A 14,008-nucleotide genomic window follows, 5' to 3' on the forward strand; every position below is an offset into this window, starting at 1 on the left:
TAGTTGGGGGCTTCCCCCTGTGAGAGTAGGACGTTGCCAGGCTGATAAAACACAATCCAATGGGTTGTGTTTTTTTTTGTGGAGAGAGGACACTGAAAAAGGTACGATTTTCACATTTTTCAGTGCCCTCTCTTTCAGACCATTAACTCCATCCAGATCCTTTTTTATCTTAGTGGTATTAAATGAAATGATCGGAGAGCAAACTTATAATACGATTTACTTAGCTCGAGTGTGACATTCTCTCAACAGGGTTAGAATCCCAAATTAGATGCAGTTGCCCATTGATTCAATTGGTAAAATTAAATAAAGAATATAAAACTATTAAAAAAAAGTAAAAATATACTGAAACATGAGAGAGTGAAAGATTAAAAGTCTGATTGAAAATGTCAACTCAAATATGTCCTTATCGATCCAAGAGATATTAGACTTATTTAAATGAGCCTTACTAATAAACAAGAAGTGTGGTACGGCTGTCATACGGTCTTCTTAATTTGTTCGGTTGTAATCTATTAATGGATTTGCTATAGTCCATTAAGAGACCAGTGAAATGTGTACCAATTGTAATGGTGCTAAAAGCATTGAATAAGCAATGAAGCTAGAGGGGAGGAAATCATGTTTAATTCCCGTTTGAATACGATTTTTCGTCAATTAGTTGGATCTAAAACGCCACTAACTGGTGAGCAGCTGGCAAATTTGATACAAGTATCTTCAAGAACGATACGAAATGATATAAAAGAATTGGATCAATTATTGTCTGAACAGGGTGCTACAATAAATTCGGTTAGAGGAACGGGCTATAAGCTCGTTGTTGAGGATGAAGAACTCTTTGTTAAATTTTTGCAAGAGGTCATCCAAAATGATCCAGAACAGCAAGACGAAGCTCCTAGTCTTCCTGAAGAACGAATTCAATTCCTTTTAAAGAAGTTACTATTATCCGATAGCTTCGTCAAACTTGAAGATTTAGCTAACGAATTATACATTAGCAAATCAACTGTTCAAAATGATATGAAAGATGTCAAAAAAATACTAGAAAAGTTCGGAATCACTTTAGTAAAAAAACCTAATTATGGATTTAGATTAAAAGGAGATGAAGTTAAATTTCGTTTCTGTATGTCTGAATATTTATTTAATAGAAAGGAAACCGAGATTGAAACATTTACTAGTAAATTGACTATCTTATCAAAAGAAGAAATGGCTGATATCAGAACAGTTATACTTGAACAGATACAAGTGAATGAGATTGGATTATCTGATGTTGGACTTTCAAATTTGATGATACATATTGCGATTGCTTGTAAACGTATAAGAGATGAAAATTATGTGTCGCTATATCCGAAAGAATTAAGTGAAATTCTGATTACCAAAGAGTATGAGGTAGCGAAGAACATTGTCGAACAAGTTGAAGAGAGGCTTCATGTCAGTTTCCCTCAATCTGAAGTGGCTTATATCGCGATTCATTTACTAGGGACAAAAGTCTTTAAAGAAAAAAGTATAAACAGTGAAGAAATTAGAGATATGATTGACAAGAAAATGTATCAGTTGACGCAAAGAATGCTTGAAAAAATCGAACAAAGAATGAATTTAGGCATTAGTGATGATCGAGATTTATTAATTGGAATGGCGATTCATTTAAAGCCTGCCATTAATCGCTTCCGTTATGGAATGAACTTACGCAATCCGATGCTTGATTCAATAAAAGCGAATTACCCAGTCGCTTTTGAGGCAGGAGTTATTGCTGGAATGGTATTAAAGGAAGAGATGGCACTAGACATCCATGAGAATGAAATTGGTTATTTAGCTCTACATATTGGAGCAGCAATGGAAAGAAGAAAGATAGGTAAGACGCCCAAGCGCTGTATTGTTGTTTGTGCTTCAGGAGCGGGAAGTGCACAGTTACTATTTTATAAGTTAAGGGCTAAGTTTGGATCGAGGTTAGAAATTTTAGGGACGACAGAGTATTATAAGCTAAATGAAATGTCTTTACATGCTTTAGATTTTGTTATTAGTACCATTCCTATTTCAAAGCCGTTATCGATTCCAGTTATTGAAGTGAATAGTATTTTAGGCGGAAATGACTTAGAAAAAGTGGAGAAAATCCTGTTGGAAGATAGCGAACAATTAGAATTCACAAAAGAAGAATTAGTTTTTCTACAGAAAAAGTTTGAAACAAAAGAAGAAATTATAACGTTTTTAGGAAATCAAATGACTGAGCAAGGTCTTGTTGGAGAAGGTTTTATTGAAGCTGTATTTGAAAGAGAAAAGGTTTCTCCTACGAGTTTTGGTAATTTTGTGGCGATTCCCCATCCGATTTCCCCACAAACCGACCATACTTTTTGGGTTATATGTACATTACAAAAGCCGATTACTTGGGGAGATAAACCGGTACAATTTGTTTGTTTATTATGTGTTGAAAAAAATAATAACCGGGACTTGCAAAGAATGTATGATAAGTTAGTGCACCTAGTAGATAACCGTGATATTGTGCAACAATTGATCAAAGCAAGAAGTTATTACGAATTTACACAAGTATTTTTAAGATCAAAAACGTAAATAGTTTGAGACTGAAGCACATTAATACCTGTTCTAACGATTTTGGGAGAATAGGGATCATGTTGTTCAGTCTTTTTTTGTTTCCGTAAGTCAAATATCGATTTCCGTTGTGTAACGGAAAAAGCATGCGTTTATATGAAAGCGCTTTCGTATTATTATAAAACTATCAACAACACACCTAAACAAAACGTTAACAAAACAGCAAAAGGATCAGGTGAGCTGTTGTAAAAACAAACAGAAAAATAGTTAAACTAATTTATTTTAGGGGGATTTTATAATGAATATCTTATTATGTTGTGCAGCAGGAATGTCTACTAGTCTTTTGGTTACAAAAATGGAGAAGAGTGCAGCTGAACAAGGAATTGAAGCAAAGATTTGGGCAGTAAGTGCTGAAAGTGTACCAAATAACATTGATCAAGCAGATGTTTTATTACTAGGACCTCAAGTTCGATACCTTTTAACTCAAATGAAAAAATATGAAACTGAAAAAAATATTCCCGTTGATGTCATTAATCCAGTTCACTACGGAACGTGTAATGGAGCAGAAGTTATCAAATCTGCCAAAGCACTTCTAAACAAATAAGGGGTGAATCACAATGATGGATAAATTTAATACTTTCTTAGAAAAATACTTCTTACCATTTGCCGGTAAGTTGGCAGGACAAAAACATTTACAGGCACTAAGGGATGGGATCATCCTCACAATGCCACTCATCATTATCGGTTCTTTGTTCCTTATCCTAGGTTTTCTTCCGATTCCAGGGTACGCCGATTTTATGGCTGGAGTTTTCGGGGATGCATGGTTAACAAAGCTCTTATATCCGGTTGATGCAACATTTGGAATGATGGCTTTAATTGCATCGTTTGGTGTGGCTTATCGCCTTGCTGAAAAATACGGAATTGATGCAATCACAGCAGGTGCAATTTCAGTATCGGCTTTCTTGCTAGCAACGCCATTCGAGATTATGGGAACATTTGGTGGAGCTGAAGAAGTAGTAGGTGGTGTAATTCCTGTAGCATTAATGGGAAGCCAAGGATTATTCGTAGCATTACTTGTAGCCATGTTCTCAACAGAAATTTATCGTTTAATCGTTCAACGTAATATCGTTATTAAAATGCCAGATGGTGTTCCTCCGGCAGTAGCAAAGTCGTTTGTCGCTTTAATTCCTGGTTTTGCGGTTATCTTTTCTATTTGGGTGTTACGTTTAATTGTAGAAAATACACCATTTGGAAGTTTGCATAATGTCATTGGTGATTTATTATTTGTACCATTAAGTGCAGTAGGTGGAAGTCTAATCGGTTCAATTATCGCTGTGATGTTAGTTTCACTACTTTGGTTTGCTGGTATTCATGGTATGAACATCGTCGGTGGAGTAATGACACCAATTTGGTTATCTGCAACAGATGCAAACCGTGTTGCTTTCCAAGCTGGTGAAGAAGTACCAAACATTTTTACTCAACAGTTCTTCGAAGTATTCGTTAACATGGGTGGTTCAGGTTCAACTTTTGCATTAGTACTCATCATGGTTGCATGGTCAAGAAGTAAGCAAATGAAACAATTAGGGAAACTATCAGCAGGTCCTGGATTATTCAATATTAACGAACCAATTATCTTTGGTACGCCGATTGTAATGAATCCATTATTAATTATTCCATTCTTCTTAACACCAGTAGTAGTGGTTATTACAACTTATATTGGAATGAGCACAGGCTTAGTTGCTAAGCCGGTTGGAATTGCGATTCCTTGGACAACACCGCCAATTCTTAGTGGGTTCTTAGCAACAGGTGGTAGCATCTCAGGTGCTGTTATGCAAATTATTAATATCAGTATTGGGCTATTGATCTGGTTACCATTCTTCAAAATGTGGGATAGCTTGAAACTTAAAGAAGAAACTGAAATCGAATCAAATTCAAAAGTTAGCTAATAAAAGAAATAGATAGAAAGCTAGATAGGAGAATATCTATAGGGAGGAAGTGATTCCTCCCCTGATGGAGAGAGTAACAACCAAACTAATATCGTTCATTTGATAGGAGAGAAAACGCTATGGTACAAACAGAAGAATTTATTTTTCAATTAATTTTACATGCGGGTAACGGAAAAAGCTCCGCTATGGAAGCTCTTCAGTTTGCTAAGCAAGGGAATATGGAAGAAGCTAGAGCAAAATTAGAGGAATGTGGGAAGGAACTAAATGAAGCACATCATATTCAAACTGCTTTAATTCAAGCGGAAATAAGAGGAGAAAAAACAGAAATATCACTTTTAATGATACATGCGCAAGATCATTTAATGAATGCGATAACCGTTAAAGATCTAGCAACTGAATTCGTAGATTTATATGAAAAAATGGGGAACTAAGGAGGAATTTATAATGACAAAAGGATTAAAAATTGCAACGATTGGTGGAGGTTCCAGTTACACTCCGGAGCTTGTTGAAGGATTTATTAAACGATACGATGAACTACCTGTAAGAGAATTATGGCTCGTTGATATTGAAGCGGGAAGAGAAAAGATGGAGATCGTTGGGAATCTGGCAAAACGCATGATTGAAAAAGCAGGTCTACCCATTGAAGTTCACTTAACGCTAGATCGTAAAGCAGCGTTAAAAGATGCTGATTTCGTCACAACTCAATTTCGCGTTGGTCTCTTAGAAGCACGCGCAAAAGATGAGAGAATTCCATTGAAATATGGTGTACTTGGTCAAGAGACAAACGGTCCTGGGGGATTATTTAAAGGCTTACGTACGATTCCAGTTATTCTTGATATTTGTAAAGACATGGAGGAGTTATGTCCAGATGCTTGGTTAATCAACTTCACGAATCCAGCAGGAATGGTAACAGAAGCTGTTCTTCGTTACTCAAATATTAAAAAAATCGTCGGTCTGTGTAACGTTCCAATTGGAATTGAAATGGGAGTGGCTAAATTATTAGACGTCGACCATTCACGCATCCGCATCGACTTCGCTGGTTTGAACCACATGGTGTATGGGCTAGATGTGTATGTCGACGGAGTTAGCGTAAAAGATAAAGTTATCGATCTATTAACAGATCCAAACAATAGTAGTTTTGTGAAGAACATTCAAGGTCTTGGTTGGGAGCCAGCATTCATAAAAGCTCTAAACGTGCTGACGTGCCCTTACCACAACTATTACTATAAATCTCGTGAAATGGTTGAAAAAGATTTGAAGAGTGCTGAAGAAGAGGGAACACGTGCAGAAGTCGTTCAACGATTAGAAAAAGAATTGTTTGAGCTCTACAAAGATCCGAACTTAGCAGTGAAGCCTCCTCAATTAGAAGAGCGTGGCGGAGCTTACTACTCAGATGCTGCCGTTCGTCTAATCACATCCATTTATACAGATCGTGGCGATATTCAACCGGTCAATACCATTAACAATGGTGCGATTGCGAGTATTCCAGATGACTCAGCTGTTGAAGTTAGTTGCATCATTACAAAAGATGGCCCTAAGCCAATCGTAGTAGGAGATCTTCCTGTACAAGTTCGTGGATTGGTTCAACAAATTAAATCATTTGAGCGTGTCGCAGCGGAAGCCGCAGTTACAGGCGATTATAACAAGGCAGTTCTTGCTTTAACGATTAATCCACTTAGTCCTTCTGATACGATTTCGAAACAAATTGTCGATGAAATGATGGAAGCACACAAAGAGCATTTGCCACAGTTCTTTAAAAAAGTAGAAGCATAATATAGAGATTTGGTTCTAGTGTTGACACTAGGACCAAATTCTATTTATTGAGGAAAGTGCAAAAGAACTGAGACGAATTAAAAAGCAAAGTTCCCACTAGTATAAAGAAGATTGAAACAAATGGTAAGAAACTTTAGTATGATATAATAGACTACAATCAAATCCCTCACACCACCGTTAGACGAAGAAGTGTGAGGGATTTTTACTAGAATATCTTCAGGAGGTAATAAGATGTCAGAGAAAAAAATCGTCTTTTTTGATATTGACGGGACTCTTTACGATGAAAATAAACAATTACCAGTCTCTACAAAAAAAGCAATTGAAGACTTAAAGGCAAAAGGACACTATGTCGCTATTGCAACAGGACGCGCACCGTTCTTGTTTAAAGATTTACGTGAGGAACTTAACATTGATACATATGTGTGCTTTAATGGTTCACTTGTTGTCGTTGACAATGAAGTGGTATCAAAGACGTTATTAGATAAAGATTCCTTAGAGAAGCTAGTTGAATACTCATCAAGCAAGCAACACCCATTAGTCTTTATGGATCCAGATGATATGAAAACGAACATTGAATCTCATCCGCATGTCGAGGAGAGTATGGGTACGTTAAAATGTTATCAACCAGAGCATGATGCTGACTATCATGTTAACCGAGAAATCATTCAAACGTTGCTGTTCTGTACAGACAGTGAGGAAGCAGAGTATGTACATGCATTTCCAAAGTTTGACTTTGTTAGATGGCATCCGCTTTCAGTGGATGTCTTGCCTGCAAACGGCTCGAAAGCAAGAGGCGTTGAGATGGTTATGAATTACCTTGGTTTTGCCAAAGAAGATGTATATGCATTTGGTGATGGCTTAAATGATATCGAGATGCTACAATTTGTTGAAAACAGTGTGGCAATGGGGAATGCTCATGAAGAAGTGAAGAATGCGGCGAAGCATCTAACGAAACATGTCAACGAAGATGGGATCGAACACGGGTTAAAAATGCTCGGGCTTCTATAATAAAAAACGCGTGTACAGCTTAGGCTAGTACACGCGTTTGTCTATCCTTTTATCTTCTTTTACTCTCGCTGCTCAACTTCTTCCATTTCGCCTTTTCAGCTAGTTGAGCTCGTTTGTCTGTTTTTCGTTCTAAATAAGCAAGTTCCTTTTGTAGCTTTTGAAACGATCAAATCGTTCTTGGAGAAGCTCTCCTGTTTCAAGTGAGGTGTTCACGGCACAATGTGGCTCGGTCGTGTGCGTACAATTTCTAAAGCGACATTGTTGTTCAAGCTGTTGAATATCTTGGAAAACTTGATCGGATGATTGTTCTGACTCCCATAATTGAAGTTCTCTCATCCCAGGAGTGTCGATAATTAGCCCCCCACGTGGAAGGATCATTAATTCCCTATGGGTAGTGGTATGTTTGCCCCTGTCATCACCAGCTCGGACCTCTTGAACAACTTGTTTCTCTGATTTTGCTAAGAAATTTGATAACGTAGATTTTCCAGCACCAGATGAGCCAAGTAAAGCAATTGTTTGGCCTGATGTCACATACTGATACAAGCTTTCTAGACCCTCATTTGTTTTTGTACTTACAACATGAATGGGCACTCCATAAGCAATTGCTTCCACTTTTGCACGCTTTGTTTCAATATCCGTACAAAGGTCAGCCTTTGATAAAATAATGACTGGTGTGGCACCACTTTCCCAAGACATCATGAGATAACGTTCTAGTCTTCTAACGTTAAAATCGTTGTTTAAAGCATTGACTAAAAAGACGGTATTTACATTAGTTGCTACAATTTGCTCTTCTGTGCGCGCTCCAGCTGTTTTTCTGGAAAATTTGCTGAAACGAGGGAGAACCGCATGGATCGTTGCCTTTCCTTCAGCGGGGCGAGGAGTCATGACAACCCAATCTCCAACGGCAGGAAAGTGCTCTCTTTCATGCGCTTCAAACCGAAACTTTCCTGAAACCTCAGCTAAAAGCTCTCCCTCTGTATAGACGATTCGGTACAATCTCTTGTGTTCTAACGTAATTCTACCTACTGAAAAATGTTGATTTTTATATGGAATAAATTCTTGTTCAAATCTTTCATTCCATCCTAATTGTTCTAAATTCAATGTTTGTTCCTCCTATTGGATAAAAAAAATAAGGCCGCTTTAATAACGGCCTTGTGTACATAAAAACCATGGCCTGTTGCACAGCCCATAGTGAATATACGTATCCAATAAAAAGAAACGTCAATTAGAAAGCTTCACTTGAGGGCTGTGCCTGTATCACAATGCTTGAACGTAATTTCATTTCAATTTTCATAAGACATCCCTCGCTTTCTATTAGATAAAACCAATATAACATAAAATGGAATAAAAAAGAAGCGCAAAAGCCTTTCTTAGAATTAGACCACTAAAAAAGGTGACCTTTTAGAAATAGGGGGGTTCCTCTATAATGAAAGGAATAGAGAAATGGGTGAGGTGTAAACATGCAAAATGAGCTAACGAAACAATTAGGAATTACGTATCCTTTGATTCAGGCGCCGATGGCAGGTGGGGTAACGACAACGAAACTGGTTGCCGCTGTGTCTAGTTGTGGCGGACTCGGAATGATCGGGGCAGGCTATCTAACACCGTTTCAAATGCGTGAACAAATTAAACAAATTCAAAAGGCTACAACGAAACCTTTTGGAGTCAATCTTTTTGTGCCAAGCTCCATTCGAACTTCTGAAGAAGAAGTAAGAGAAGCGAATCAGTTCTTGAAGCCATACTTAGAAAAATATAACTTGCAACCAGAAACAAAGCCTTTGTTACCTACGGAATTGGCTTGGGAACAATTCGAGCAGCAACTGAAGGTCATCGTGGAAGAAAAGGTACCGATTTGTTCGTTTACGTTTGAACTGCCTACCGATGAACAGATATCTCTTTTAAAAGAGCATGACGTTCTGTTAATAGGAACCGCAACAAATGTCAAAGAGGCGATGTTGAGTGAACAAAAAGGGATGGACATGGTGGTCGTTCAAGGGACGGAAGCTGGAGGTCATCGTGGGTCTTTTATGGATGATAGTAAGAGTTTGATTGGATTAATGTCATTGATTCCTCAGGTGGTAGATCGAGTCCAAATACCTGTGATCGCAGCAGGTGGTATCATGGACGGTAGAGGAATGAGTGCGTCTCTTTGTCTTGGGGCAAAAGGAGTTCAAATGGGTACGGCCTTTTTAACATGTAAGGAGAGCGGAGCCCCTGAGATTCATAAAAAAGCGATTTTACAAGCACTAGATGATGCAACCGTGTTGACACGATCTTTTTCTGGTAAATGGGCTCGGGGATTGAACAATGTATTTATCGAAGAAATGAAAGCGTATGAGGATCAACTACCCGATTTCCCTATCCAAAATATATTGACAAAACAACTCAGACAAGTAGCAGCGAAGGAAAACAACATGGACTTCATGTCCCTTTGGTCGGGGCAGAGCCCATTATTAGCGAAAGATCAATCGGTGGGAGAATTAATTTCGCGTACGATCGCCGAGACAAAAGCAATCATGCACCTAAAATGAAAAGAAGATCTTAAAGGATTGAACGAAATGAACATGAGTTTACGCTTAAAAATAGTAATCATGTCATTTGTCGTAGTGGTCGTTTCGGTCATGACAAGTGGCTGGATTATGGTTAATAATATTACCGATGCTTTTGAGAAAGAGATTGAAGAGCGAGCGGTTGCCATTGCAAGAACGGTGGCACAAATGCCTGATATTCGCGAACATGTTGGGAGACAAGGCGGAGAGACAAAAATTCAGCCGGTTGCCGAAAATATACGAACGGCCGCCAATGTCGATTATATCGTCATCATCGATATGAATAGCATTCGCTATTCTCATCCTTCGGAGGAATTGATAGGAAAAGCGTTTGTTGGGGGCGATGAGCAAGAAGCTTTGGCAAAAAAGGAATATGTATCAAGAGCACAAGGTACTTTAGGAAACGCGATTAGAGCTTTTGTTCCTATCTTAACTGAAGACAGGGACGAACAAGTAGGGGTTGCCGTTGTTGGCATTTTAGCGCCGACTTTTCACTCCATCGTTGCCGATTACAGCAACGACCTACTTTTCTCCCTTCTTTGGGGATTATTCATTGGCTTGGTCGGTTCGTTTCTGTTAGCTCATCATATCAAAAAGCAAACATTTGGTTTAGAGCCATATGAAATTGCCAAACTTGCAGAGGAACGATCAGCGGTTATGCAAGCGATGGATATTGGAATCATTGCTGTAGATGAAGAGGGTCAGATTACCTTTATGAATAGTTTAGCAAGGCAATACATACAAGGCGGGAACGAAAAGGAATCTTTACACGTTAAAGATATTTTTCCAAATTCGTGGGAACGTTTGGTTCAGCAATTGAATCAGGAACGAATGGAGCAGTTGATCAATCAGAATGTGGTGCTTTTTGGTAAGACTTATCTTCTTTCTTTATACCCTATTGAAGTAAAAGGAAAATTGGTTGGCACACTATTAACAATGGTCGATCGGACAGAAGCAAACCGCTTGGCTGAAGAATTAACCGGTGTAAAAGCGTTAGTTGATGCCCTTAGAGCCCAAAATCATGAATATATGAACAAGCTACATAGTATTGCTGGACTCATTCAGTTAGAAAGAACAGATGAAGCTTTAGACGTTATTCTTGATGAAACAGAAAATGAAGAAAGTATGATTCTATTTTTAAAGGAGCGTTTTACAGACTATTCGCTCTCTGGACTTTTACTAGGGAAACGGTCTAGAGCCCGTGAGTTAGGAATTACTCTTTCCATAGATCCAGCTAGTTATCTAAAGGGAACCTATCATAGTGCTGGAGACCTTGTGACGATCACTGGGAATCTGATTGAAAATGCGTTTGAGGCGTTTGGGCCGCAAGCTAAAAGCAGAATGGTTGATTGTTTCATACAAGGAGATGACAGTCATCTCTATATTAAAGTCAAAGATAATGGAAAGGGGATTTCCCCTTCTGATAAAGAGAACATATTCACTTATGGCTTTAGTAGCAAAGCGAAGGAAGGACGCGGTATAGGGCTAGCTCTTGTTCAACAAATTGTAATGGCCCATCATGGGGAAGTTAAAGTAGAGTCTGAACTGAATAATGGAACGGAGATTACCATTAAAATAACTAGAAGAGGGACAGAGCATGATTAACGTTTTTATAGTGGAAGATGATCCGATGGTGTTAGAAGTGAATAGTAGTTTTTTAGAAAGAGTTACCCTTTTTACATTATGTGGGACGGCAACGACTGGAAGTGACGCCGTAGCAGGAATTATTCAAAAGAAGCCTGATTTAGTGTTATTAGATATGTTTTTACCAGATATGTCTGGGTTAGATGTATTAAGATCCATTCGAGAAAATGATTTGAAGTGTGATGTGATTATGATTACTGCCGCAAAAGATCCGGAGACGGTTCAGAACGTATTTAGACTTGGCGCCGTAGATTACCTGGTCAAACCATTTAGGTTTGACCGCTTTAAGACAGCTTTAGAAACGTACCAGAAAATGAGAAGAAAACTAAATGATTCAAGCTCCCTTAATCAGTCAGATATCGATCAAATGAAGCGAATTCAACAACGTGATCAATCCATGCCCAAAGGCTTGAGTGAGACGACAATGAGACAGATCCTGTTGAACCTGATTGATCAGCCAAAACCAGTAACAGCGGAGCAAGTCGCAACATCGCTAGGGATGGCAAGAGTCACTGTAAGAAGGTATTTAGACCATTTGGAACAATCAGGGAAAATTCAAGTGCAAGTAAAATATGGAAGCGTCGGACGCCCGAGCCATCATTATTTCGTGTGATGGTGGAGGGTATTTTTGTTTTACTAGAACTCGTTCTTGCTTGAAAGAACTCAAGACCAAAAAGACCTAAAAGAGCAGTATGGTCTTTTTATTGTTGTTTTATTGGAAGCGCTTTATAATCAGAATAATTAAACAGATGTTTAACTAGCATCTGATGGAGGAGCGCTGAAACGTAATGAGTTTTGATCAGAAGCGTAAGCGCTCTTTACAAGTAGGGAGGAATTAAAATGAAAGCAAGCATGACTTCCGTTTGGAATCAATTATGGAATTCACATAATCAATCTAAAAAACTACTTTTGTTTTCTTTACCAATGAGATCAGGTAAAAAGGGAGAATCGGTCGTTCAAGAACAGAAGGAGCACGAGAAGAGCCCGAAGCAACCGAGTTATCGAACACCACAAAAGGTAGGGTTGTTTCTTGGACCGCTTTTGTTTATGGCGGTGTTATTATTCTTTTTTCCGGAGGGACTCAGCTATGAGGGACGAATGGTTCTAGCGACCACATTGTGGGTAGCAACTTGGTGGATCACAGAAGCGATTCCGATTCCAGCGACGTCACTACTTCCTATTATTCTATTGCCTATTACAGGGGCATTAAATGGAGATACGGTTACGGCTGCTTATGGGAATCCGATAATTTTCTTGTTTTTAGGTGGTTTCCTTATTGCTCTTGCCATGGAAAAATGGGATTTGCATAAACGGATTGCTTTAAATATCATCTCTGTCATTGGAACAAGTCCGTCACGAATTGTGTTTGGTTTTATGGCGGCAACTGGCTTTCTATCGATGTGGGTTTCGAATACGGCAGCAGTTATGATGATGCTGCCAATTGGTACGGCTATTACGTATCAAGTAGCACAAGCGTTAAAAAACAACAAAGAAAACTTAACTGGAGAAGAAGAAAAGTTTTCAAAAGTACTTATTTTTGGGATTGGTTATGCTGGAACCATTGGTGGACTTGGAACATTGATTGGTACGCCTCCCAATATCATTCTTGCAGCAACGGTTCAGGAATTATTTGGTGTGCAAATCTCTTTTGCTGATTGGTTATTCTTTGCTGCTCCTGTCGTTATCGTTTTACTTATCAGTAGCTGGTGGTTCTTAACGAAGATCGCACATCCTATCAAGTTAAAGGAGCTACCGGGAGGAAAAGAACTCATTGATAACGAAAAGAAGAAGCTAGGGAAAATTAGTTTTGAAGAGACTGCTGTTTTAACGGTGTTTCTATTTGCCGCTTTTATGTGGATTACGAGAACGTTCTTATGGGAAGGGCAAATTATTACAATACCAGGCCTTAATGACACAATGATCGCCATCTTTGCCGCTGTTCTATTATTTTTAATACCTTCTGTTAATAAGGGCGGTCGTATTTTAGATTGGAATGTGTCTAAAGATGTACCGTGGGGGATTTTATTGTTATTTGGTGGTGGATTAGCGATTGCCGCTGGTTTTCGTGAATCGGGATTAGCTGATTGGATTGGTGGTCAGTTAACGATATTGGATGGTGTTAATTTTATTCTTATTATCGTTCTTACAACAACTCTAGTATTATTCTTAACTGAAATTACATCTAATACCGCAACGGCTACGATGATCCTACCTGTCTTGGCAGCGCTAGGTTTAGCTTTAAACATTCATCCGTTTGCATTAATGGTACCTGCAGCAATGGCTGCTAACTGTGCATTCATGCTACCGGTTGGAACTCCACCCAATGCGATTATTTTTGCATCGGGTAAATTAAAAATCATTGAGATGGTTAAAAACGGGTTCTGGATTAATATCTTAGCGGTAGTCTTGATTACGTTAGCGGTCTACATTTTACTACCACTCTTATGGGGAATTGATTTAACTGTATTTCCATCTGAGTTTAGATCTTAAAGGGTAAAAACGATTAAAGAAAGGGGATAGGTTTTGGTTTATTAAATAATACGCCAATCGCGTATTAGC

At 38.5% G+C, this 14,008-nt stretch carries 11 protein-coding genes and 1 pseudogene; 11 read left to right on the top strand and 1 reads right to left on the bottom strand.

The window, feature by feature from the left end; all coding sequences use genetic code 11:
- The 7 genes from PQ474_RS13985 to PQ474_RS14015 form a co-directional block, all read left to right on the top strand.
- Nucleotides 1-235 (top strand): hypothetical protein (locus PQ474_RS13985; RefSeq protein ID WP_273844380.1); only part of this gene is annotated, 235 nt, incomplete at its 5' end.
- A 377-nt stretch (nt 236-612) separates the two neighbouring features.
- Nucleotides 613-2,550, top strand: coding sequence for a BglG family transcription antiterminator (locus PQ474_RS13990; RefSeq protein ID WP_273844382.1), 1,938 nt, complete (start codon nt 613-615; stop codon nt 2,548-2,550).
- A gap of 277 nt (nt 2,551-2,827) precedes the next feature.
- Nucleotides 2,828-3,133, top strand: coding sequence for a PTS sugar transporter subunit IIB (locus PQ474_RS13995; protein WP_273844383.1), 306 nt, complete (start codon nt 2,828-2,830; stop codon nt 3,131-3,133).
- Between the two features lie 16 nt (nt 3,134-3,149).
- On the top strand, nt 3,150-4,475 hold the full coding sequence (celB, locus tag PQ474_RS14000; RefSeq protein WP_273844630.1) for a PTS cellobiose transporter subunit IIC: 1,326 nt from the start codon (nt 3,150-3,152) through the stop codon (nt 4,473-4,475).
- Between the two features lie 119 nt (nt 4,476-4,594).
- Nucleotides 4,595-4,906, top strand: a complete 312-nt coding sequence (locus tag PQ474_RS14005; RefSeq protein ID WP_273844385.1) for a PTS lactose/cellobiose transporter subunit IIA — start codon at nt 4,595-4,597, stop codon at nt 4,904-4,906.
- Nucleotides 4,907-4,919: 13 nt separating this feature from the next.
- Nucleotides 4,920-6,248, top strand: coding sequence for a 6-phospho-beta-glucosidase (locus PQ474_RS14010; protein WP_273844387.1), 1,329 nt, complete (start codon nt 4,920-4,922; stop codon nt 6,246-6,248).
- A 231-nt stretch (nt 6,249-6,479) separates the two neighbouring features.
- Nucleotides 6,480-7,256 carry a Cof-type HAD-IIB family hydrolase gene (locus PQ474_RS14015; RefSeq protein WP_273844389.1) on the top strand — a complete coding sequence of 259 codons (777 nt, stop codon included), beginning with the start codon at nt 6,480-6,482 and terminating at the stop codon, nt 7,254-7,256.
- A 49-nt stretch (nt 7,257-7,305) separates the two neighbouring features.
- Here PQ474_RS14015 and rsgA read toward each other — a convergent pair.
- A pseudogene (gene rsgA / locus PQ474_RS14020) lies at nt 7,306-8,357 on the bottom strand (ribosome small subunit-dependent GTPase A).
- Nucleotides 8,358-8,716: 359 nt separating this feature from the next.
- Here rsgA and PQ474_RS14025 point away from each other — a divergent pair.
- The 4 genes from PQ474_RS14025 to PQ474_RS14040 all read left to right on the top strand — a co-directional run bounded on the left by PQ474_RS14025 (nt 8,717) and on the right by PQ474_RS14040 (nt 13,939).
- A complete protein-coding gene (locus tag PQ474_RS14025; RefSeq protein WP_273844392.1) occupies nt 8,717-9,787 on the top strand; it encodes an NAD(P)H-dependent flavin oxidoreductase in 1,071 nt (356 codons plus the stop codon).
- Between the two features lie 27 nt (nt 9,788-9,814).
- Nucleotides 9,815-11,410 (top strand): ATP-binding protein, encoded by a 1,596-nt coding sequence (locus tag PQ474_RS14030; protein ID WP_273844394.1) that lies wholly within the window; start codon nt 9,815-9,817, stop codon nt 11,408-11,410.
- A complete protein-coding gene (locus PQ474_RS14035; protein WP_273844397.1) occupies nt 11,403-12,062 on the top strand; it encodes a response regulator in 660 nt (219 codons plus the stop codon). The genes PQ474_RS14030 and PQ474_RS14035 overlap by 8 nt, the downstream gene beginning before the upstream one ends.
- 227 nt (nt 12,063-12,289) lie before the next feature.
- Complete coding sequence (locus tag PQ474_RS14040; RefSeq protein WP_273844399.1) at nt 12,290-13,939, top strand: SLC13 family permease; 1,650 nt, start codon at nt 12,290-12,292, stop codon at nt 13,937-13,939.
- Nucleotides 13,940-14,008: the final 69 nt, after the last annotated feature.

It is taken from the genome of Halalkalibacter alkalisediminis (assembly GCF_028610705.1).
In the GTDB taxonomy this organism is placed as follows: Bacteria; Bacillota; Bacilli; order Bacillales; family Bacillaceae_D; genus Halalkalibacter; species Halalkalibacter alkalisediminis.